We start from the raw sequence: 23,683 nt of genomic DNA on the forward strand, positions 1-23,683 counted from the left end.
GGGCGGCAAGCAATGCCGCCCCGGTTTGCCCCTTACAGTTTTTGCAATTGCCCGATACGGCCCATCATCTCGGTCACGATTTGCAGGTCCAGCATGAACTGCTCGACCGTCTTGAACTCGTTGTCGGTGTGACCGGTGTATTTCACATTAGGCATGGCCAGGCCGAACTGCACGCCGTTTGGCAGCTCATGCACCGACGTGGCGCCCGCGGAGGATTCAAATGTATGCGCCATGCCCAGGTTCTCTGTGGCCACCGCCAGCAGCGCTTGCACCCACTCGCCTTCAGGGTTGCGGTACATCGGTTCGGCGATGGAGTAATCGAAGACCACCGGGGTGTGCGTGGTTGTGCTCCAGGCACTGAGTTTGTCCGCGATTTCGTCCTTCAGCACTTCAGGGGATTTGCCTTTCGGCACCCGCAGGTTCACGGCCAGTTTCAATCCCTTGTCGTCCAGACCGACGAACGTCGGGGACGTGGTCAACGGACCCATGAACGCATCCGAGAAACCCACGCCGAGCTTCTTGCCCGTGTAATCGAGGCCCCAGTTATCCGCGCCATAACGCGCCGCATCAGTGATGAAGTTGGACTTCAGCGCAACGGTGCCGTGCAGGCCATTGATGAACTCGAGCATGCGGGCCACCGGGTTAACCCCGGATTCTGGCTCGGAGGAGTGGGCCGACACGCCTGTCACCGTCAGTTGCACCTCCTTGCCCACCACCTTGGCGTTGATTTCAAAATCGCCACCGTTGCGCTTGGCGTATTCGGCGCCGGCCTTGTTCAATGCCGCCGCCAGCTTCTCAGGCTGATCGGTCACCAGGGTCGCCACCGAGGTGGACGGGATCTGGTTGGTGGCCATGCCGCCCGTGAGCGACACAATCTCTGCGCCATTGCCCTGGGCACCACGTCGCGCAAAGTTGGCCATCACAGTGCCGTAGCCTTTCTCTGCAATGACCACCGGGTATCCACCGTCCAGTGCCAGGTTGTACTGAGGCGTCGGGTTGTGCTCGAAGTAATACGGAATGGCGTCGCCAGAGGTTTCTTCGGTGGTATCGACCAGCAGTTTGAAGTTGCGCGCCAGTGGCAGTTTTTCTTCTTTGATGACTTTCATCGCATACAGCGTGACCACGATGCCGTTCTTGTCATCTTCCGTACCGCGCCCATACATGCGGTCGCCGATCAACGTGAGCTTGAAAGGGTCCAGCCGCGTACCGTCCTTGAGTACCCAGTTTTCGGGGGTGACGGGCACCACGTCGGCGTGTGCATGAATACCGACGACCTCGTCGCCCTGGCCGTCGAGGGAAATTTCATACACGCGGTTGTCTACGTTGCGAAACGTCAGGTCGAACGCTTGCGCCAGGTTTTTGATCTTGTCGGCAATCTTCAGGAATTCCGGGTTCTGGTGCTGTGCAACCCCTTCGACGGTCACGGTCGGGATCGCCACCAGCTCACGCAGGGTTTCAGTCGCGGCTTTGCCGTATTTCACCCGGGTGTACAGACCGAGCAGGCGATGGATCTCGTTCTGCTGTTCAGCATTGAGTGGCTTGTTGTCGAGAAAGGTGCTGATCGTCGCGCTCAGGTTATCGGTTTTAGCCAGCTCGCTTTGACCTAGGCGGGTAAGGAACTGCCTGAAATCAGTGACGGACGCGTCACTGAAGCTTTTCAGAATCGCCGCGCTTTGCTCTGGCGTGATGTTGGCCTGGGCGAACGGGGTGAAAGAGGACAAACCGGCCAGAAGCAGGGTGGCCGCAGCCAGTTTTTTTAGAGGGAAATCCATTGCAGGAGGCATTCCTTTGCAGGTGATAAGTCAGTAAAGAGTTGAGTTGCAACAAAACTTTTCCAAACTAACACCGCATCGTCCGCTCCGGGAGCCCTCAAATGCGATCTGTCGCACAGAAACGTAAAAGCGGCGCACAAACGCAAGGTAGAGGGCTGCCGCTGGCGGCCTGGCTTAAGACAGGCGGCCAGCCAGCGCCCACACACGTTAGGGCTGCTGGGTCACGACGCTTCAACGCCTCAGCGATTTATCGTCCCTGCTTCCAGGAGTGTTCACTTCCGGTGTCAATTTCGTATTTACGGGCAAACGGAAAGTAATGATCAAAAGCGGTGTTCAACTGCTCCAGATACAGGGGGTCGGCAATGCTGGCCGTCTCGAACACGGTCTTGCCTTGCACCACTTGAAACGCGGTCTCGTAGCAAACACGCCGCTCCCTGGCCAGTACATCGTTGAGTAACGTCGGCCCCGTCAGGTGGAAATATTCCTTGAAGTAAGCGTTGTAGTGCGCGCGCGCCTTGGCCCGTTCAGCGGGCGGCAGTTGTTCATCAAGCGTGGGTTTGGGTTTGAGGTAAAACGCCTTGTTCGCGATATAGCGGGCGTGCATTTCAGCAGAAATAGCCGTCAGCACGGGATTATTGGGCTGCGTGCCAAAGTGGCTGCTGTTATAGCCGTGAAAATCGATTTCGGCCAAGGTCACCAGATTCCCCAGCAACACGTCATCGGGGGCTGCTTTTAAATCCTCGGCGATCAGTGTTTGTTTCAGGACATCATCCATGTCGATGTAGATACCCCCGTAGTAATTGGTTAATGGAAACCGCAGAACATCGCACGCCGAAGCGTACAACTGACTTTCGGCCACTTTGATGAGTTGATAGTGCTCGGCGTTCGGGCTGTTCTTGAATACCTCGAAAAAAGGTTCGTCTTGCAGTTTTGAGATCACCAGTGTCGGGACTTTTTCACGGCACAGGGCTGTGATGCTTGCAAACAGGGTGTCACTGACATCCAGGTGCAAGGTTGAAATAAACGTTGAAGCGCGTGTCAGGTTGATCGCGATATTGTCGATCAGGTGGGCGGGCGGCATTTGGGTGCCGAGCCAGATGTAATGAATTCTGTTGGGAATGGCCACCGCGTTGTCCGGGACCACGGGCAAGGTCGGGAACGAAAAATCTTTTAGCCGCGTGGGCGTAGGGGTGCGCGATTTCTGAACCACGAACGCTTCGACCGACCCTTTTCGCCACGTGCCCGCCTGATCTCGCCAGAGCGGATCACCGAGGCTTTTTTCGTTCGGGCTGATTTCATGCAATTGGCGCCAGGCGCCAAGGTTGGCGTCATAGGCCACAGGCAACATGTAGCGTTCGTACAAGACCATGTAGTCATTGCCAGCCTCCAGCACACCGTCCATGGGCAAGCTGATTTGACGGCTCAGCGTGAGCGGGCGCGGCGGAGCGCCTGCCAGTAACCCGCCCGTTTCGAGTTCCCACTGGTTGTCGCCGGCATTGAACCGCACGGCCGGGCCTTGCGTATCCCCTTTGTAAAGGTGGGTGGCCCGGCCACTGGGCAGTTGCCTGATGGCAAACACGTTGCCTTGCATTTTTATGTACTGTTTTCCGGCCACCTGGTAAGCGTTATCAGCGAACGTGGCCGTGGAAAGGTCAACGTTTGAGTGATGAAACCGTTGTTGGTTAAGAACATCCAGTTTTCTGTTGCCCCACGTGAAGTCCGGGCGAAAGGGGTTGATCGGGTGTTTCAGCGGGCCGATGTTTTTGGGGCGAATGGAAGGGCCGGGGTACTCGATTCGCACTGCTGATTGCGGGTTCAGGGTGGTCTCAAGCTGGGCGAGCGGGGGCACAAACTTCAACTTGCGTCGCAGCAACAGCGCCCGTTGCACAAGCGCAGCGCCTTTAAGACCACCTTGAAACAACAGGCCGACCAGCGCAAACGGATGGGCGGCTTGTACCAGACCTTTGGACAAGGCAATGACAAATGCCCGTGAGGCATAAGCGGTGCGCATGGTTAAGAGGGCCGCCCTGGAAACGCCAAATGAAGTACTTCTGACGACAATCTTGCCCAGTAATAACGACGCTCTGTAGCCGCTATAAGCCGCTTTGCCGAACGGCAATACAAACGACAAGATCTCAAGTAACGCCGTGGCGATGGTCACCGCGTTAACGTTTTCATCCTGTATGTCTTTGTATAAAGAATAAAAAGGAATGAAGACGTTAAAGATCAATTCTGTTTTAGCCACCAGTTCATTTCGGTAGCGCTCGTAAGGCGTGGCATGGATGAACTGCGCACGGGCTGAACGGGTGGCGTGACTGAAGATATGTTCCACCATCCGCTCACTGAGCATGCGTATGCGCGACACCAGCGGAGTGTCGATCGGATTACTCCACATAAAGGCCAGTTCCAGGGCCGGCCTGCTGCGGTCTGTGCCGGTTGAGCCCGTGGTGTAAGCGTTAACGTCGAGCGCAGGAAGCCCCGTTACATAGTGATCCGTTCGGATCAAACCGGATGTGTCATACGTGGCGTAATGAGAAATGACGCCGCCTTCCTGGGTCAGTTTTCTGATGGTGCCTGACGGGCAGAACACTTCATACACGTAGGCGTTGGCGGGGTCCGTATTGACCGCCAGCAGGCCGAAATGGCCGGGAACATAGGTGTTATCTACGTCAAACTGAAGTTTCAAAAAGTGATTGGCGCTCAATAGCTCCAGCCGCTGAGACTCCGGTAAGTCCTTGATGGCGTATTTGAGTTGCGCGGCGAGCGCCTGATCATGGGTCGTTTGAAACGTATCGTAAGCGGTGTTGAACGCATTGTTGAGCGTACAGCCCCCGCGCCCCTGGGTATCGAACCCGAGCACCTGGTCATCGAACGCACGGTCCTGTCCGCAGGTCATGTACATCTCCAGCAAGGAGAGGCGCATGTTTCGACCGCGGGACTTGTACCGGTTAACGAAGTATTTGTTGATCTCGCTTTCAGTGAAGGCCCGCGGGTGGTTTATATCCACGCCGGGGTGGTGTTCTGCCAGTCGCCTCAGAGCCATGCGTTTACGATCCGGGGGCTGTTGCACCAGGGCGGTCAAGGTCTGGGCATGCTGCTGGTCAAGGTCCATCACGTACTGAAACGCGCTCAATAGGTCTTCAGGTGTGACATCGGCAATGTCACTTTCAGGGATGACCCCTCTGCACATCGCCAAGTGCAGAACGGGCGTTTTGCGCAAGGCACTGACTGCCAACGCCTGGTCCGTGGACAGCGTGTCGGCATGGGTCGCGTGCACCAGCTTTATCAGGGCGTGATAACCCAGGCGTACCGCCGATCCGGGCAGCGTCAACTCGGCCAGTGCGACCGCGTGCTTGAAGTCGATGGCGTCGCGGGTGTTGCCGAAACGAAGGTCTGGCGGGACGTCGAAAATCAGTAGCTCAGGGCAGTAGCGGCTGGCCAACACACCGAATGCAACATTCAGTTCTTGATGAGACGTGCACTTGAGCGTGCTCCTTAAATGCTCCTTCACTAACTGGCGAACGGCTTCAAACGTCAAGTCACCCAGTCGCTTGGCGTTCAGATTGAAGCCGCACACATACCCTGGACGATGGCTGGCTGGCGGGTAGAGGTAGTCGGTGATGATCGATACCGCCAACGCCCTGATGAGACCGGGGCTGGCGTTCTTTTGCTGTTCCTTGGTCCAGGTGCTGGCGCTCAAGAGCCGGGTTTCAAGCCGATGAAACTCGGGGCTGTCCATCAGCAAGGTCAGCACGGCGTTGATAGACAGTGCGTGCAGCCCGGAGTCTGGAAGGCTGGGGTCCGGGAATAACGCGTTGAAATTCAATGCACTGGCCAGCGCCGCAAGGTCCGGGGTGTTGATAGCCCCACCAATCAGCTGGTGCAGCGTGGCCGACCAGCCTGCTGAGAATGCTTGAACCCTGTCCCAGTCTGCCTGTTGAACCATCACCTCTGCACCGGCCCTGAACGTTGGGCTGGCACCCAGCACCTGCAAGCTGTTGGTGAGGTAGTGGTAATCAGTGGAAAAAAATCGGGCTTTGCGCATCGACTGCTCAATGGCAAAAAAACACTGGTATTGCCGACTGTCGATGTCCGGCGCCTTGCGGTGATGGCTGATGCATTTATGGCTCAACACCAGTGCAGCTTGCGTGCTGACAGGCAAGGCGGGTGGCAGATAGTCGTGCAGCGTTTGTGCAACCTCCCGAAGCACCGTCTGCGCGGCGTCTGTGGCGAACATCTCCTGGGCAAGCAGGTAAAACTCAGCGTCTTTGGTGAGCGTTTTCAAGCGTGCCGGGGGATTGAAAATCGCCGCGAGGTCCATGATCGGCAGAGCGTTGTCCGGCGGTAACGGCTGGTCCGGGTTTTGCTGGACAAACAAGGCCTGTGCGACTTCCTGCGGGGGGACGCGCATCAGCAGTCGGGTGGTGCGTGCAGCCAGTAATTGTTGCTTCGCAGCCTGGACCTGTCGGCGGGTCGCGTTATCGAGTCGCTGGCTCAGCAGGCCCGGTGATCCCTGCAGGCCAAGGGCATTGGCGTGTTTGAACAGGTAATGAACATCCTTGTATTGCTTCTCCAACAGGTCAGCACTGATTCGCGTGAACACAGGGCTGGTCAACTCGGCGGTTTTGAACTTCTTTTTGTGCGCCTTATTGAAGAAGGCTGTCTCGGCATAGTCATTGGCGTGCACATGAGGCAACCATGTCAGCAGGTCATCCCGGTCGTTAAAACGCCGATTCATTTCGTCTTTCAACGACTGATGACTGCTGAACACCTCAATGCCGTGTCCGGGCGCATACAGGACGGCCCCGGTCGACGCCGAGTCGGCCTCATCCGTTATAAAAGCCACGACAGAGGCCAGTTTTCGGCCGACGTGTGTGCGCAGGTTCTGAATGCCGACGCGCAACACCTTGACCGGGTTGGCAGGGTGGGCGGCTTGACGCTCTGCCGCCGCTGGGTACTCCAAGACCTGACGAAGCATGGCAGCGCTGGCGGCAGGCAGGGTGTCGTCAGCGCACAACAGCCGCAGCTCGGTTTGCAGCTGTGAGGCCAGATGCTCGGCGTACACGTCTTGTTTGGAGGCGCTGGTCACGCCGTTGTTGTACGCGGGGCTGGCCCAGTACGCCTTCAAGGCCTCGACATACACCGCGCCGAGTGTCTGCATCCGTGCGGTAAAGCGCCGGTATTGCACCTCAGTGATGGGCAGTTGCGAGAACGCGGTCGACGCGTGTGGTGTGCGGTAGCGCAGAACCCGGTTGTTATCGGCTGGCTGCGTGTCAGGCTCCCCGGACAAGAGGCGCTGTATCAGGGCTGCCAACGTTGTATCTGGCTGGCTCGTAGCTGACGGGGTGATGAACCACAGACTGTTCAGATCAGGCACTGCAAGTGTCGCAGGCAGGTCGGTAAAGACAGCGCGCAGTTCAGCCAGCAAACACTCCGTGAGCGAGGGCTGAGCGGACAGTAAAGAAGACGTTGCGTCATAGACGGTCAGCGAATCGATCAACAGCTTTTGAGTGGTGCGCGTGCAGTGCCGGTCCAGCAGGTTGGCGATAAACGTGAGGGTGGTCGTAGGGCTGTGGGGCAGAGTGGAGAGGGTTGTAACCAGCGCGGACTTGAACTGAGCGCGTTGCGCGGGTCCGGGCTGTGTTCCAGGGTAATTGATATGCCCGGCGTGGAAGGCCCAGACCTGATTGGCCAGTTTTAACAGCAATGCGCTGACATCGTTATGGGTAACCGTGCCCTGTGGCACGGCCAACAAGGTGGCCACGGAGGCTTTAACTGCCCCTTGGGTCGCCAGCATCAGCAGGAAAGACGGGCTTGCGCACTGCTCATCGGTGAGCGTGTGTGTGCCCAGCTGCGCCAGTACATGGCTGATCAGCTCGATAGCCAATGAGGCCGCCACGGTCTCACTGCGGTTCACATACATCAGACCGATGTTATCGGCGAGCTCATACAGCGTGATGCGCTCTAGGGTTTGTTCAGTGGTGGGGTTCACAGTCAGCCTCTTACCGTCAATGTTCGAAACATGACCGTAAGAGGTTTTGACTCAAGGCACGCGGTAGATAGATGTTCGCGGGCGATGCCGGTTGAGTGGCCAATAACGGGGCTAATTTGCGTTAAAAGTTGACCGAAGCACTCAAACGGGCGGTCAGCGGTGCGCCCTGGAACACATAGTTGTCGCCCATGTAATCACCCACGTCGCGCCAGTAACGCGTGTCGAACAGGTTGTCGACGGTCAGTCGGAACACGGTGTCGTAACCGTCGATACGGGTGCTGTAGCGGCTCCCGATGTTGAACACCGCATAGCTGGCGGCCTCCACGTTGCCTTGTGGGTTGGCGTATTTTTTACCGCTGTATTGCACACCGCCGAGCAATGCCAGGCCATCGACCCAGGGCAGGGCGTAGTCGCCATACAGGCTGGCACGCAGGGTGGGGACGTTAAGGGTTTGGTGCCCTTCGTAGGCCGGGGTGCCGCTGCCCGACACCCGCGCGCGGATCGCCGCGACACTGGCAGCCACCTGTAAACGCGGAGTCACGTGGCCATTGGCTGCCAGCTCCAGCCCAGTATTTTTTTGCTCGCCCTGTTGCACGTAGGTGAACTGCCCGGCGCCGTCCGGTTGCGCGTACTGGTACCCCTGGCGCAACTGAAACAGCGTCGCGCTGAGGCTCAGGCGTTGCCAGTCGTACTTGATCCCAGCTTCGATTTGCCGCGACACGCTGGGGGGCAGGATGTCGAAAGCATTGGTGGCAAACCAGGGCGCCGTGCCGCCCAGCGACAAGCCTTTGCTGTAACGGGTGTACAGCGACAGGTTATTCAGCGGTTTATAGATCAACGCTGCCTGTGGCAAGAACGCATAGCGTTGGGTGTGGCGGGTGGTGACGCCGGTGCTGTCGAAGGCCTTTTCGTCCAGACGCACTTCGCGCGCGCCCAGTACGGTGTGCCACTGTTCATTGAAACGGATACGGTCGTTGAAAAACACCCCGTACTGGCGGCTGTCGAGACGACGGTGGCTGTCGTTCAGGGCGCCGGTGTAGCGGGGGAACTGCTCAGGTTCGGCATCGATGTTGCCGCTGCCGACCCATTCCATGATTTGCTCGCGATTATTAACGACGCGCCGCAATGCGCTGCTGCCCACTGTCAGCTCATGGCCTAATGCCCCGGTGTTGAAGGCGCCGCTCAGGGTGGCCTGGGCTTCGTCATTGCGCCGGGTGTCGTCGGGGCTGCGGAAGTCGTAAATGTCGTAGCCGCCTGCCGGGGTGAAATAGTTGCCTTGCGAACACGCCGTCCCTTGCGAACATCCGCCCCAGGCAAAGGCGCTGTAGTCATCGATCACCACTTTGCTGCGCGACGCACTGAGGTTGCCTTTCCAGTTGTCACTGAAGCGGTACTCAAAGCTGCCATTGAGGTTCAATGAGTCGAGTGTGACGGGCTTGGAACCGCTTTGATGGCCAAGCAGTTTTTTGGGGGACGCGCCGTGGGGCAGTTCGGTGCCGCCCAGCAGTTGGTAGCCGGGCACCGAGCGCTGTTCCTGGGTCTGGTACTCGACATCCAGTTGTAACAGCGCATCGGGGCTGATGTTCCAGTCGAACGCCAGGGACATGAAATCACGCTGGCCGTTGGCGTGTTCAACGTAAGAATGAATGTCTTCATGGGCCACATTGGCCCGCAAGCCAAATTGTTGTTCGCTGCCGAACCACCCGCCGACGTCGGTGGCAATGTAGCCGCTGCCGCGGTCGTCGGTGGACACCGTCACCGAGCGCACATCGGCGGCGCGCTTGGTCACGTAGTTGACCCGCCCGCCAGGCTCCGACACTCCGCTTTGCAGGCCAGACAGGCCCTTGAGCAATTCCACTTGCTGCTTGTTTTCAAGGCCGACGTTTTGCTCGCCGGTGATGGTGCGCCCATTGATCGTGTAGCTGCTGGCCGCGTTCAGGGAGAAACCGCGCACCACGAAGTTCTGGTAGTAACCGATGGGGGCGTAGCTTTCGCCCACGGAGGCATCATTTTTCAACACATCGCTGAGCAGGCGTGCCTGTTGATCCTGAATCAGCGCTTGGGTGAAGACCGAAACAGCCTCTGGGGTGTCCAGCAAGGGCGCCGCGTCAAACTCGCCCACCGACGCGGTGTCTGCCTGATACCCGAGGCTGTCTTCGCCGGTGACTGAAATGGCGGGCAGCTCGGTTTGGCTGGCCTGCGCCGTCTGAAAAGCGCTGGCAAGCAGCAGGCTGACACTCAAGGTCGTGAACGCAAAACGCGGCAAAGGCTTACCCATGAAAACTCCTGAACGTCCCGCCCTGGCGCGCACGCACAGGCTCGCGAAGACGCCAGCCTGCGTGTGTGTGCACAGGTCGATAGGTGTCTGGCTGATGGCCAGATCTTTGAGGCGCGCAGGGTAGCATCTCCGGGGCGTTGAATCCGGCACTTCCTGCGCAAGCTGGGTGGCGCCGTAATCCGCTGAAACGATGCAACTGCAAGAGGTGTAGTGTGACAAAATGCCTCGCCGCCCGGATCCAAGTGCACGAACGGCGCTGTGAGAAGCCTATAGAATGCCGCCCTGTTTTGCTTCGGGCCGCAATCGCGTGCATGGCACGTGTTGTGTATGCAAAACGTGCGTGCCGGGGCGCCCGAGTCAGGGCCTTGTCAGACCTTCGATAGCGAGTCATACATCCTTTAAATGAACACTCCCAACGTTACACCCTCTGCCAATTGGCAACCGGTCATCGCACTGGCGCTGGCCGCATTTGTGTTCAACACCACGGAATTCGTGCCTGTGGGGCTGTTGAGCGCCATTGGCGCCAGTTTTGACATGACCACGGCCAGTGTCGGGCTGATGCTGACGATCTACGCCTGGATTGTCTCGCTGACGTCACTGCCGATCATGCTGCTGACACGCAACGTCGAGCGCCGCAAGTTGCTGTTGATCCTGTTTGCCATGTTCATCGCCAGTCACGTGCTGTCCAGTGTGGCGTCCAACTTTGGCGTTCTGTTGCTCAGCCGGATCGGGGTAGCGTTGTCCCATGCGTTGTTCTGGTCGATTACGGCTTCGCTGGCGGTACGCCTGGCGCCAGAAGGCAAGCAAGTGCAGGCGCTGGGGTTGTTGGCCACGGGCACGTCGCTGGCCATGGTCTTGGGTATTCCCCTGGGCCGCTTGCTGGGCGAGGCGATGGGCTGGCGCACGACCTTTTTGGTGATTGCCGGTCTGGCGGTGGCGCTGGTGTTTTGGCTGGCCCGCAGTCTGCCGTTGCTGCCCAGCCAGAACTCCGGTTCGCTGCGCAGTTTGCCGGTGTTGTTCAAGCGTCCGGCGTTGGTGGCGGTGTACATCCTGACCGCGCTGGTGGTCACGGCGCAATTCACTGCGTACAGCTACATCGAGCCGTTTATTCAGACCGTGGCCGGGTTGAGTGGCAATGTGGTGACCCTCATCCTGCTGTTGTTCGGTGGCGCCGGGATCATCGGTTCGCTGCTGTTCAGCGTGCTGCATCGCCACAGCCCGCAGCGCTTCCTGATGGTGGCGGTGTCGGTGCTGGCCGTGTGCCTGGCACTGCTGTTGCCGCTGAGCGGCAACGAGGCGTATTTGGCAACCCTCAGCCTGTTTTGGGGCATGGCCATCATGTGTTTCGGCCTGGCCTTGCAGTCGCGGGTGCTGTCGCTGGCGCCGGACGCCACGGACGTGGCCATGGCCATGTTCTCCGGCATCTACAACATCGGCATCGGCGGTGGCGCACTGTTGGGTAGTTGGGTGGGCGTGCACGCGGGCTTTTCTTACATCGGCGTCACGGGCGGCGGATTGGCAGGCGTGGCCTTGGCCATTTACTGCGTGAGCATGTACCGCATCAGCCGTTCGCCCGAGCACACCCCGCCAGCCGAGTAATCGTGCGAGCCGCAGACGCCCCTGTAGCGGGGCTTCACGCCTGACGCTCGCCAACCGTGGTCGTGGGGGAGCGGTGCGGTGCGGCCGGGCCGGGCTGCGCACGCCGGGGCCGGGCGGGTAAAACCGCAGCTTGCAGCTGGGCCGCCGCCGGGTGTTCAAAATACAGGTGCGGCGTGACTTCACGGTCTTCCACTAACGTGCCTTCTGCCAGCACCACCACGCGCTGGCAGAAATGCTTGATCAGGCTCAAGTCATGGGTAATCAGCACAAAACCGGTGCCCGATTCGCGGCGGATGTCCGCCAGCAGTTCCAGGATTTGCACCTGTAAGACGCGGTCGAGGTTGGACAGGGCTTCGTCAAGGATGATCAGTTTGGGCGCCACTGACAGCGCCCTGGCAATCCCGGCGCGCTGCAACTGGCCACCACTGAGTTGCGTGGGGATTTTGTCGCCGTCACAAGGCAGCAGTTTGACCTGACGCAGCAACTGCTCTACCCGTGCCTTGCACGCCACTTCACCCATGCCCGCCAAATGCCGCAAGGGCTCGGCAATGCTCCAGCCGATGCTGCGTTGCGGGTTGAAGGCACTGAGGGCGTCCTGAAACACCATTTGCACCTGTTGCAAAAACGCTTTGCCGGGGCCGGTGAGCGGCGCTGAACGGAATGTAACAGTGCCCTGGTCAGGGCTTTCCAGCCCCATGAGCAGGCGGGCGAGGGTGCTTTTGCCGCTGCCACTGCTGCCCAACAAACCGAGGTTCTGCCCTTCGATCAAGTCAAGGTTCAGCCCGCGTAACACGTCGACCCGATGCCGTTTGCTGAACAGGCCGCCCGCGGTATAGCCGTGGCTGACGTCGCGTATCTGGAGAAAACTCATGGCGCGTAGGCCTCCCGAGTCAAGGTGCGGTGCGCGGCCAGCAACGTCTGCGCTTCAGGGCTGTGGGGGGATTCGAACAAGCGGTGCACATCGACCTGTTCGACGATTCGGCCGTGGGCCATGACGCTGACCTGATCGCAACTGCGCGCCACCACGCCCATGTCGTGGGTGACCAGCAACACGCCGAGGTTGCGATCGACTACCAGCCGCTCCAGCAGGTCGAGAAAACGTGCCTGCGCCACCACGTCCAGATCGCTGGTGGGCTCGTCGGCCAGCAAGAAACGGCTGTCGGCCAGCAGCGCCAGGGCAATCATCATGCGTTGCAACATGCCGCCGCTGAGCTGAAAGGCAAACGAATCCAGCACACGATCGGCGTCTTCGAGCCCCACTTCGCGCACGGTGTCGGAGATCAGGCGGTGCGCTTCGCTGCCGCGTACATGGCGGGTGTCGAGGGTTTCCAGCGCATGGTGGCGTAATGAACGCACCGGGTTGAACGCACTGCGCGGGTTCTGCACCACCAGCGCCACGTCCCGCCCGCGCAGTCGGGCCGGTTCTACGCGGTGGCCGTCCAGGTGCAATATGCCCGCGCTGCGCTGCACGCCGGGTGGCAGCAGGTCGAGGATCCCGGCACAGGTCAGCGACTTGCCCGAGCCGCTGCCCCCTACCAGCCCATGAATACTGCCTGCGCTGAGGGTCAGGTCGATCCCGTCCACCAGCGTGCGCTGCTGATGACGGAGGGTCAGCCCTTGCAGTGTCAATGTGTCCTTCATTCCTTGATCTCCGCCAGCACGCTGGGGTCGAGGCGATCGCGCAAGGCATCGCCCAACAGGTTGAACGCCATCACCGCGAGGAAAATCATCAGCCCCGGCCACAGCAGCAGTTGCGGGTGAGTCCAGATGAACTCCTTGGAATCATTGATCATGACGCCCCATTCAGGGGTCGGCGGGCTCACCCCCAGGCCAAGGAAGGACAACCCGGACACGTGCAGCATCATGTGCCCGATGTCCATCGAGGCCAGTACCAGTAACTGCCCGACCACGTTGGGCATGATGTGCTGGCGCAAGCGGGTCAGGCGTGAGGCACCGGCCAGCCGCGAGGCCAGGACGTAGTCGCGATTGCGCTGGGCGATCACCATGCCGCGCACCATCCGCGCATACCAGGCCCAGTGCGACAGGGCGATGGCAATGATGACGTTGGTCAGCCCGGTGCCAAGCACAGCGATCAGAAAGAACGCCAGCACCAGCGTCGGAAAGGTCAGGAACATGTCGCACAGGCGCATGAGGAACATGTCCAGCTTGCCGCCGATCACCCCCGCAATGCCGCCGATCACCACCCCGAGAATCAACACCAGCCCGAGGGTCAGCACCACGCTGCCCAACGACAGCCGGGTGCCGACGATCAAGCGCGACAACACATCGCGACCCAGATGATCGGTGCCCAGCCAGTGAGCCGAGCTGGCAGGCAGCAGGCGGTCGTCGAGGTTGACCAGCGTCGGGTCGTAAGGCGACAGCCAGGGACCGAGCAGCGCCATGAGCAACAGCAGCGCGACCAGTGCCAGCCCCACGTGCAGCCCGCGCCGGGGGCGGGGCAGGGTTGTTGCCGCTATCGCCGTCATGCCATCACCCCCGCTAAGCGTGTGCGCGGGTCGAGCCACGCATAACAGATATCCACCACCAGATTGCACAGCACCAACAATGTGGTCAGCAGCAAGGTGAAGCACTGCATCACCGGGAAGTCGCGGTTAAGCACGGCGCTCACGGCGAAGCGGCCGACGCCGGGCCAGGCAAAGATCGTTTCAATCACCAGTGCGCCACCGAGCAGTTCGCCGATGTGCATGCCGGTGGCGGTGACCAGCGGCATCCACGCGTTGCGCAGTATGTGATCACGCCACACCCGGCGCTCATTCAGGCCGCGGGCACGGGCATAAAACACATGGCGGTGTTGCCGCACGTCCAGCAGGCTGGCGCGCAACAGACGGGCGTTGATCGACATCGACATCAGCGCAATCGCCAGTACCGGCATGACAAGGTGCGCCGGGCCGCCGCGGCCCATGGGCGGTAGCCAGCCGAGCCACAGCGAGAGCAGGGCAATCAGCAAGAATGCCAGCCAGAAATTGGGCATCGACACGCCGATAAAGGTCACGAAGCGCACCACGTGATCGGGCCATTTGCCCTGCCAGCGGGCGGCGGCCAGACCCAAAGGGATGCTCAGTGCCAGCGTGACCAGCAGCGCCAGAGCGCCCAATTGCAGGGTGGCGGGCAGGTAGTAGAGCACGTCATCCAGCACCGGGCGGCCGGTGATATACGACACGCCGAAGTCCAGATGCAGCGCGTTCCATACCCAGCTCAGGTATTGCTCAGGCAACGGGCGATCCAGCCCGAGCGCCTGCCGCGCTTCGGCCAGTGCGCTATCCGTGGGCGGGATTTGTGACAGGCGCAGGTAGTCCAGCGCCGGGTCGCCGTTGCCCATGTGCAAGAGGAGGAACACAATCAGCGACACCCCCAGCAGCACCGGAACCAGCAAGATCAGACGTAACGCGATATATCGCAACATGGCTCAAGGCTTCCCGCTGGCTGGACGCATGACATCGAACGGCACATCAAACAGCGTGCTGCCAAACTGCACATTGTCGACCGTGGGGCGGCTCACACTGATGGCCGTGAGGTAGGAAATCGGCAAATACACCGCCTGCTCGTGGAGCGTGGTGAGGATGTCGCGATAACCTTCGGCACGTTGTTTTTCGCGGGTCTCACCCAGTACCTGAGCAATTTTTCGGTCGATGGCGTCTTTCATCGGCAAGCCGCGCTGGGCCATGTAATCGGCATGGCCGGCATAGCGCATCGAACTGACAAACGAATGCGGGTCATACGGCGCGCCCCAGGTGTCGGCGAAAATCATGCCGAAGCGGCCTTCACGTTGCCGCTGCACCAATGCGCCGTCTTCTTCGGCGCGTAATTGCACCTGCATCCCGACCTTGGCCAGTTCACCCTGAATGATCTCGGCCAGGCTTTTTTGCAACGCGCTGGTGCCCAGAAATACCAACTCCACGCTCAGCGGCTGGCCGTCTTTTTCCCGTATGGTTTTGCCTGGCGGTAGCGTCCAGCCTGCGGTTTGCAAACGCTCGCGGGCTTGTTGCCGGTCGAAACCCAGCGCTTTAAGGCCCAGGTCGGTGTACGGCAGGTTGTTGGAAAACAGCGCATCGGCACGCGGTTCAAGCCCGTACAGCACCTTGGCGATCAGGGTGTCCTTGTCCACGGCCTGGTTGATCGCCTGGCGCACGGCCAACTCGTTGGTCGGCACGCGCGCAGTATTCATCGCGACCAGCCGGGTGGCCAAAGGCGCCGAGAGCGCGGTTTTGAACCCGGCGTCCCGCAAACGCACGAAGGTGCCGGACGAAATCTCGCCATCGGCGCCTTGGATCAGGTCGATGACACCGGTTTGCAGGGCGATGGCGCGGCTGTCGGGGTCAGAAATGACGTTTACCAACACCGAGCCGTAAGCAGGTTTATCACCCCAATACTGGTCATTACGGGCAAACCGGTCGTATTCGCCGCGTCGGGTCTCGACCAGTTTCCACGGGCCTGTGCCCACAGGTGCCCCTTTTTGGGCGTTGGGCGCACCAAAACGCAGCGGACGCACCTGGGCCAGTTCCATCAAGGTCGGGTAATAAGGGTGCTTGAGGACCAGCACCAACGTGCGCGCGTCCGGGGCCTCGACGCGATCAAGGGTGCTCACCAGTTCCATCCACTGATGGCGTTTGGCATTGGCCAGCACTGCGTCGACGTTGGCTTTGGCGGCCGCGGCAGTGAACGGGCTGCCATCACTGAAAGTCACGCCTTCGCGCAGGGTAAAGGTGTACGTCTTGCCGTCGGCAGACACCGTCCAGTGCGTGGCAAGCCACGGTTCCAGCTGCCCCGACCGGGTGTAACGCACCAGCGGCTCATAGACCATGGCTTGGGCGTACATCTGATTGGGCGAGTACCCTCGTGGGTCAAGCGGCCCTGCATTGGTGGGCCAGGAGTAAGTCAGCGTCGGCGCATCGTCCGCAGCGTGGCTGGGTGCGATGCCGCTTGAGAGGCAGCATCCGAGTAGCCACAGGCCAAGCTTCTTTTTCATCGACGGCTGCTTCAAACTGGCGCTCCCTCTAATGATGGCATTTTGGATTTCATGCAATGGGTATGAAGTCTATGTGAAAAGTTCATAAACGCGAGGCAAGATCCATGCAAAGAGTCACCATCTCCTTGGACGACGCCTTGTTGGCGGTTATTGATGAGCGCGTCACCACCCATGGTTATCAAGGGCGATCGGAGGCGATTCGGGATTTATTACGCGCCGGACTGCTGGAGCCGGAGGCGGCAAACCCCGACGACACCTGCGTGGCGACCCTGAGTTACGTGTACGACCATGGCACCCGCGAGCTGTCCAAACGATTGAACAGTGCCTTTCACGAACATCACGACCTGACCTTGTCGACCCTGCACGTGCACCTCGATCAGGGCAAATGCATGGAAGTGTCGGTACTCAAGGGCTCGATCAAACACGTCACCGCACTGACGCGCCAGGTGATGGCCGAGCGCGGGGTGCGGCATGGCGCTGCACAGATCATCCCGTTGCCCTCGGACGAAGGCGGGCATTCGCATTAAAACTGCGGGTTGATTGGAGGTAGGTACACCTCTCCAAGGTCGGAGATACCTGAACTCGTCCAAAAACCTACGTTTCACAGGCAAGTAAGGCGGTGCACTTAAAAATAAACAACCGAGGCAGACCATTAGTCAGCAGGAGGGTTTCGTGTCCGACTGCGCTTGCGCTCCCATTCCGTTGGAAGCGTAAAGGTATAGACACATACCATCACAGGGGGTGGTCTAAAGTATCGCGATCGCACACTGAAATTTGACAAGGAATAACGCATGTTTCATGGGGTTACGGCACTGATCGCGTTGTATGTCATCGCACGTTTCATCGGGCCAATGCGGGTCAGCACGCCAAGCAAATGCGTGTTGGGCGTGCTGCTGTTACTGGTGGCCGAGCATCATCTGATCACCCGAATCAGGTTTGGCAGCATGGCTTCGCCTGAGATACCCGGCGAGGTGCTGATGGCATTGGGTTGGGCGTTTGGCAGCCTGATCGTGCTGGCGCTGCTGTTGTTGGTGCGCGACGGAATTGGCCTGTTGATGTGGCTGGTGTCACGTGCGCAGGGGCGCGCGCTGTGGCGCAATCGACGCCTGAATGCCGCGTTGGGCATCGTTAGCGTCGGCTTGGCACTGCTGGGCGTGTGGCAAGCGATCCGCGTGCCGGATGTGAAAACGATGGACATCACCCTGGCGCATCTGCCCCCGGAAATGGATGGCTTGCGCCTGGTGCAATTGACCGACCTGCACGCCAGCCGACTGTTGCAAGCGCCCTGGATGCAGGCAGTGGTCGATAAAACCAATGCCTTGCAACCGGATGTGACCCTGATCACCGGCGACCTGGTGGACGGCACCCCGTATGCCCGCGCCGATGATGTGAAACCACTGCAACAGTTGCATGCCCGCTATGGGGTGTTCGCCATCCCGGGCAACCACGAGTATTACGTCGACTATGTGCACTGGTTGCCGGTGTTCGAGCAGTTGGGGGTGCAGATGTTGCTCAACCGTCACGTGCTGGTGAGCCATAACGGTCGCCAACTGGTGCTTGCCGGTATCACCGACAAGGCGGCTTCACCGCTGCGCCTGCCGTTGCCCGACGTGGCAGGGGCGTTGCGCGATGCTCCCGAGCAGGCGCCGGTGATACTGCTGAGCCATCGCCCGATTGGTGCCGTGGCCAACGCCCGGCAGGGCGTTGACCTGCAACTGTCGGGTCATACCCATGGCGGTCAAATCTGGGGACCGCACCTGCTGGCGCAATGGGCCAATCAGGGGTTTGTCTCGGGGCTTTATGACGTAGAGGGCATGCAGCTTTATGTCAGTAATGGCACCGGGTTGTGGAACGGCTTCCCGATTCGCCTGGGGCGCCCGGCAGAAATCACGCTGATTACCTTGCGTTCGCCTCACGTCAAGCGTTGATCCACCCCAGCGTGAGGGCGGTTAACAGTGCATAGCGCGCCCCTTTGGCCAGCGTCACAATCAGCACAAAGCGCCACAGCGGTTCGCGCATCACTCCGGCGATCAGCGTCAAGGGGTCGCCAATGACCGGCACCCAGCTCAACAGCAGCGACCAGTGCCCATAACGCAAGTAAAACCGCTGCGCTCGCTCCAGTTTGGCCGCGCTCACAGGAAACCAGCGTTTGTCACGAAAGCGCTCGACCGAGCGCCCCAACAGCCAATTCAAGACCGAGCCCAAGACATTGCCAGCGGTGGCCACGAGCAACAGCAACGTCACACTGTACTGGGCAGACAGCAGCATCCCCACCAGCACCGCTTCAGATTGCAGGGGCAATAACGATGCCGCGCCCAATGCGGCGAGGAACAGCCCGATGTAACTGGTGATTTCAAACACGTGAGCGTGGCTCTGGACGCTATGCACGGGATAGCGGAGGGCGGCTTTTTAGCATCAATCGCCACGCGGTGCCTACAAAAAAGGCGCTGCCTGCGCAGCGCCCACGGTCTCGCCACACTCAGCGAAACTCGAACAGTTCCACGTGCAGGTTCTGCGCAGGCACACCGTGTTCGCGCATCAGTTCACGCACCCGTTGCAGCAGCCCCTTAGGTCCGCAGAAGCTGATGTGCACGGTCTCAGGTGCGGTGTGGGTCAACAGCTGACGCAAGTGATCTGCCAATTGCGCAGTCCCGCCGCTATTGGCCATGAACTGCACCCCCCGTTGTTCGGCCACGCCCTGCAATTGTTCGGCCGGCGGGAAGGCGCGGGCGGGGTTGAAGCAGTAGATCAGGGTCGCTTTGTCGAACCGCTCACCCAAGGGGTCTTGCAGCCAGGCGATAAAAGGCGAAATGCCGACCCCAGCACCAATCCAGATCTCTTTTGCCGCGCCGCTCGGGCGTTTGAAGTGGCCGTAAGGCGCGTAGATGTCGGCTACCATGCCGACCTTGACGCGCTCACGCAGTGTTTTGGTGTAGTCCCCCAAGGCCCGGATCACAAATTCAAGCTGTCCGTTTTCGCGGTGGGCACAGGCAATGGTGAACGGGTGGGGCTCACGCAGGCCCTTTTCCTTGAAGGACAAAAACGCAAACTGACCGGCCTTGAAGTCAAAGCCTTTGCCTATCGGAGCGAAGGTCAGGTGCAACGCCGCTTTCTCGCTGCTCACCTCGATTACCCGGTATTCACCGGCACGGGCGACAAAGGGGTAGAGCAGTAGTTTGTAGAGCGCCGCCACCACGCCAAGGGCGCAGAGTACGCTGAGCCAGATGCCTGCCGGGCTGAACAGGGTGATGGGGGATTTGAAGCTCAGCCAGTGCAGGATGACAATCAGAAACAGCGGGCCGGACAACTTGTGCCACCAGCGCCAAACGCTGTAGGGGATGTTGCGGTTCAGGGCGAGCAGCACAATCATGCCCAGTGCCACATAGCTCAACTGGCGCACCATGCGTGTCCAGTATTTGGACAACTCCATGATGGGCACGCTGTTCCACACATCGAGGTTGGCCTTGAACACCAAGTGGTAGGAGGCGAACACCAGCGCCCAGATCCCCAGCCATTTGTGGGTGTCATAGACGCGGTCGAGGCCGCCGAACAGGTGTTCAACGACTCGCCAGCGGCTGGCCAACAGGCAGGAAACGGCCATGTAGGCCAGCGCCGTGGTCCCGAGAATCAAGCTCAGGGTGGCGGAAGTGAGCCAAGTGTCGGCGGGGATTTCCAGCAGCAGTGTCAGTGTTGTAATCAGCAAGATACCGACGAGGCAGTGCCAGTTCTTCACGGGTTTACTCCATTCATCAATCCGTTGGGGGTGAGACTGAAGACCGGCCCTCCTTGGGGTTTCAGGGGGGCCGGAGTTTATCGGGAATCGCGAAAACAACCTGTGATCCCGGTCAGGTCGCCAGCGATTACTCGATATACAACCGGTGCATCACATAGCGCAGCGAGGCTGGCAGGGTCTGGCCGTGGCTCATGCCGGTGAACGGGTGATAGTCCACACTCAGCCCTGCAACGCCCTGCATATCCGTGGTCAACTGCTGCATCAGCCGGTCCGGCGGGCCAACGACCGGCCCTCGCGGATTGCCGGGTTCATCCGTGCCGCGCATCAACAGCAACCGGGTTTTAGGGTCCGCTTTGCGGGTTTTCAAGTCGTTCAGCTGTTTGGCCACGATGCCGTCCCCCCACCAGAGTGAAGGGCTGGCCGCCGCATAGTCAGCAAACTCGCCAGGGCGGGTGCGCAGGGCGTGCAACACCAGCAAGCCGCCGTAGGAGTGGCCCCACAAGGCTTGTTGTTCACGGTTGATCGGCGCCTTGGCAGCCACCGCAGGCAGCAGACGATCACGCAACAGGTCAAGGAACACGTCGGCACCGCCACTGGGCTGTCCGGTCAGCGGGTCGGTCTGGTCTGTGAGCCCGGGGCGCGGCGGTGTGTAGTCATAGGTACGGGCGGTGCGCTCGATGCGCAACGGCGTGTCGTAACCCACGGCCACCAGCAGTGGCGCCTTGCCGTGGGCCAATTGGCTCAGCAGTTCGGCATCCAGCGCACCGACCGCAGCGTTACCGTCGAGCATCCACAGCACCGGGAAACCGCCCTTGGGGGCAGGGGCCACAGGGCGACCGATCCACAACTGGTAATGCCGCTGACCGTCCGCCGAGTCGATCAGCAAGCGACTGAAGCGATATGCCAGGTCCGTACGTTGCAGCAGTCGGGTGTCCATGGGCTGGTCAGGCGCTGGCCGTGCGTGCGCCGCGTACCCCGGCAAGACGAGGGCAAGCAGCAGCACCAGAGGGCGTGTGAGGTGTTTCATCGGGCTGTCTCGTCAGGGTCAGAACGAAGCGGTCAGGCTGGTGTAGAGCGTGCGCCCCGGCTCGTTGTAGGTGGCTGCGCCTGCGCCTTCGATGTTGTTGACGCCCTGGGCGTTGCCTTCGCGGTACAGGCGCTTGTCAAACAGGTTCTCCACGTCCGCGGTCACACTCAGGTTGCGGGTAATCGCGTAGGTGCCACTTAAACCGGCGATGGCGTAGGGCGAGAGCTGGTTGTTGGCGGTGCCGGTGACGCGGTCGCCGTGATAATCATATTTTTTCGGCGTTTGTTTGCCGTACCAGGCCACGCTCAGTTGCAGCGACAGGTCCTCAGTGGTTTGCCAGTCCAGCATCGAATTCAAGGTGTAGCGGGGCGTGACGGACAGGTAGTCACCGGTCTGTTTGTTCTTCGATTGCAGCATGTAGGTGAAGTTATTGGTCCACGTCAGTTGTTCAGCCAGCGGCAATGTCAGCGTGCCTTCGAGGCCTTCGACCAGTGCCTTGGGCACGTTTTCCCACTGGTAGATGGCGGCATTGGCGTACGAACCGCTGCCGCCTGTGGCCTGGCCAATCGGGCTCAGGCCTGACTCGATCTTGTTTTTGTAGTCATTGCGAAAATAGGTCAGCCCGGCGACCACGCCGTTGTCGGTGTACTCGATGCCCAGTTCCTTGTTGACGCTGGTTTCGGCCTTGAGGTCGGCGTTGCCCTGCAGGTAGCAACTGGTGCTTTGGCCGTAGCAACCCTGGCCACGGCTGTACAGCAAGTAATCGGGGTTGAGCTGGTACAGGTTCGGTGCTTTGTAGGCGCGGGCGATACCGGCCTTGAGCGTCAGGGTGTCGGTCAGTGCGTGGGACAGGTTCAGCGACGGGCTCCAGTTGTCCCCCACGACGTTATGGTGATCCAGCCGCAGCCCAGGGGTGAGCATGGTGCCGGGGAACAGCTCGATATTGTCTTCGGCAAACAGCGAGAAAATACGCGCCGACGACGCGGTACTGCGGTTACTACTGCTCAGGCCGCCCACCGAACCGCCTTCACTGGTGGTTTGAGTCGTGGCACTCGGGTCATCGAGCTTTTGTTCGGTCCACTCGGTGCCCAGGGTCAGGGTCTGGTCGAGCCCGGCCTGCAACGGCAGGTTGACCTCGGCGTGAGCCGTCAGATCACGCAGCACCGCGGTATAGAAATGGGTGTCGCTGAAAATCCCTTCAGTCCCCCCGGCCAGCCCTTCATTGAGGCGCGAGTTTCGGGTTTTTTCGTACTGGATGAACGCCATGCTGCTGCCAAAATCCCACTCGCCGCGATGGGTCAGGGCATAGGTTTCGCGGTAGGTGCGATTGGTCTCATGACCGAGCATCTTCTTCACCGTGGCGTTGCTGTTGGTGTTCTGCGTATCGCCGGTGTAGAGGTTGCCCTGGCGGCTGAAGCCCGCTTCGACATCGAGGGTCTGCTCGGGGGTCATGCGCCAACTCAACAGACCGTTGACGTCTTTGTTGCGTACGCCTTCGCGGCCTGCGGGCAACGTGCCGACCTGATTGCCAGTACGCACGGATTCGTGGCCGGCGTTGATGTCCCAGTCATCCGGATCGGTCTTGGCGATGTTGCCGTACACGCGGTAACTGAGGTTCTCGGTCAGCGGGCCATTGAGGCCGAAGTTCATGCGCTTTGTAGCGCCTTCATCCTTGTGTTGGGGGAAGCTGCTGTACACCGTCACATCACCATGGGTTTGGGCCCCGGCCTGTTTGGTGATGATATTCACCACGCCACCGGCAGCGCCGTTGCCATACCGGGCCGCCGCCGGGCCGCGCAACACCTCGATGCGTTCCACTTGATCGGCAGGCACCCAGTTGGTATCGCCACGGCTGTCCCGCTCACCACGCCAGCCATAGCGAACGGAATTGCGGCTGTTGACTGGCTTGCCGTCCACCAGAATCAGCGTGTTCTCCGGGCCCATGCCGCGAATGTCGATCTGCCGGTTATTGCCGCGCTGGCCGCTGGTTGAATTCCCCGTGAGGTTGACGCCGGGCATCGTGCGGATGATCTGCGACAGGTCGTTGGCCGGGGGTCGCTTCTTGATGTCTTCAGCCGTGATCACTGACACGCCGGGGGCCTGCCGGGTTTCTTCCTGCGCGGTGGCCACCACATGGGTATTGCCCAGCTCCAGCGCGGGCGCGGAGGTGACTTCATCCTCATTGGCAGCCTGCACCGCGGCGCTCAACAACCAGCAACCGGACAACACAAAAGGGGCGATAGGGCGCAACACACGTAACGACATCAGCGATCTCCGAGACGGCCTGATACAAGA

At 60.2% G+C, this 23,683-nt stretch carries 15 protein-coding genes; 3 read left to right on the forward strand and 12 right to left on the reverse strand.

What is annotated here, in order from left to right:
• Window positions 1-32 precede the first annotated feature (32 nt).
• The 3 genes from IF654_RS11325 to IF654_RS11335 form a co-directional block, all read right to left on the reverse strand.
• Window positions 33-1,772 (reverse strand): dipeptidase, encoded by a 1,740-nt coding sequence (locus IF654_RS11325; protein ID WP_083333695.1) that lies wholly within the window; start codon window positions 1,770-1,772, stop codon window positions 33-35.
• Between the two features lie 247 nt (window positions 1,773-2,019).
• Window positions 2,020-7,764, reverse strand: coding sequence for a glycosyltransferase family 32 protein (locus IF654_RS11330; RefSeq protein WP_194862462.1), 5,745 nt, complete (start codon window positions 7,762-7,764; stop codon window positions 2,020-2,022).
• A 121-nt stretch (window positions 7,765-7,885) separates the two neighbouring features.
• Entirely contained in the window at window positions 7,886-10,042 is a 2,157-nt protein-coding gene (locus IF654_RS11335; protein ID WP_194862461.1) for a TonB-dependent siderophore receptor, read from the reverse strand.
• Window positions 10,043-10,444: 402 nt separating this feature from the next.
• Here IF654_RS11335 and IF654_RS11340 point away from each other — a divergent pair, with 402 nt between their 5' ends.
• Window positions 10,445-11,641 (forward strand): sugar transporter, encoded by a 1,197-nt coding sequence (locus IF654_RS11340; protein WP_094987956.1) that lies wholly within the window; start codon window positions 10,445-10,447, stop codon window positions 11,639-11,641.
• A 34-nt stretch (window positions 11,642-11,675) separates the two neighbouring features.
• Here IF654_RS11340 and IF654_RS11345 read toward each other — a convergent pair whose 3' ends face one another.
• The 5 genes from IF654_RS11345 to nikA are packed head-to-tail and all read right to left on the reverse strand — an operon-like array spanning window position 11,676 to window position 16,643.
• On the reverse strand, window positions 11,676-12,512 hold the full coding sequence (locus IF654_RS11345; RefSeq protein ID WP_094987955.1) for an ATP-binding cassette domain-containing protein: 837 nt from the start codon (window positions 12,510-12,512) through the stop codon (window positions 11,676-11,678).
• Window positions 12,509-13,282, reverse strand: a complete 774-nt coding sequence (locus IF654_RS11350) for an ATP-binding cassette domain-containing protein (RefSeq protein ID WP_194862460.1) — start codon at window positions 13,280-13,282, stop codon at window positions 12,509-12,511. The genes IF654_RS11345 and IF654_RS11350 overlap by 4 nt, the downstream gene beginning before the upstream one ends.
• A complete protein-coding gene (nikC, locus tag IF654_RS11355) occupies window positions 13,279-14,127 on the reverse strand; it encodes a nickel ABC transporter permease subunit NikC (protein ID WP_047282439.1) in 849 nt (282 codons plus the stop codon). Before nikC ends, IF654_RS11350 begins: the two co-directional genes overlap by 4 nt.
• Window positions 14,124-15,065: a nickel ABC transporter permease subunit NikB gene (nikB, locus tag IF654_RS11360; protein ID WP_047280671.1), complete on the reverse strand. Its 942-nt coding sequence runs from the start codon at window positions 15,063-15,065 to the stop codon at window positions 14,124-14,126. The genes nikC and nikB overlap by 4 nt, the downstream gene beginning before the upstream one ends.
• 3 nt (window positions 15,066-15,068) lie before the next feature.
• Window positions 15,069-16,643 carry a nickel ABC transporter substrate-binding protein gene (nikA, locus tag IF654_RS11365; RefSeq protein WP_418889555.1) on the reverse strand — a complete coding sequence of 525 codons (1,575 nt, stop codon included), beginning with the start codon at window positions 16,641-16,643 and terminating at the stop codon, window positions 15,069-15,071.
• 89 nt (window positions 16,644-16,732) lie between these two features.
• On the opposite strand from nikA, the gene nikR reads away from it, so the two are divergent.
• Window positions 16,733-17,155: a nickel-responsive transcriptional regulator NikR gene (gene nikR / locus IF654_RS11370; protein WP_094987953.1), complete on the forward strand. Its 423-nt coding sequence runs from the start codon at window positions 16,733-16,735 to the stop codon at window positions 17,153-17,155.
• A gap of 264 nt (window positions 17,156-17,419) precedes the next feature.
• On the forward strand, window positions 17,420-18,556 hold the full coding sequence (locus IF654_RS11375) for a metallophosphoesterase (RefSeq protein WP_047282436.1): 1,137 nt from the start codon (window positions 17,420-17,422) through the stop codon (window positions 18,554-18,556).
• Here IF654_RS11375 and IF654_RS11380 read toward each other — a convergent pair.
• From IF654_RS11380 to IF654_RS11395, 4 genes are all read right to left on the reverse strand, one after another.
• Complete coding sequence (locus IF654_RS11380; protein ID WP_047280669.1) at window positions 18,546-18,989, reverse strand: YqaA family protein; 444 nt, start codon at window positions 18,987-18,989, stop codon at window positions 18,546-18,548. The genes IF654_RS11375 and IF654_RS11380 overlap by 11 nt on opposite strands.
• Before the next feature lie 118 nt (window positions 18,990-19,107).
• Window positions 19,108-20,361, reverse strand: a complete 1,254-nt coding sequence (locus IF654_RS11385) for a ferredoxin reductase family protein (RefSeq protein WP_094987952.1) — start codon at window positions 20,359-20,361, stop codon at window positions 19,108-19,110.
• Window positions 20,362-20,488: 127 nt separating this feature from the next.
• Window positions 20,489-21,388 carry an alpha/beta hydrolase gene (locus IF654_RS11390; protein WP_047282433.1) on the reverse strand — a complete coding sequence of 300 codons (900 nt, stop codon included), beginning with the start codon at window positions 21,386-21,388 and terminating at the stop codon, window positions 20,489-20,491.
• A gap of 18 nt (window positions 21,389-21,406) precedes the next feature.
• Window positions 21,407-23,653 carry a TonB-dependent siderophore receptor gene (locus IF654_RS11395; RefSeq protein ID WP_194862459.1) on the reverse strand — a complete coding sequence of 749 codons (2,247 nt, stop codon included), beginning with the start codon at window positions 23,651-23,653 and terminating at the stop codon, window positions 21,407-21,409.
• Window positions 23,654-23,683: the final 30 nt, after the last annotated feature.

Source organism: Pseudomonas lundensis (assembly GCF_015377145.2).
Lineage (GTDB): Bacteria > Pseudomonadota > Gammaproteobacteria > Pseudomonadales > Pseudomonadaceae > Aquipseudomonas > Aquipseudomonas lundensis.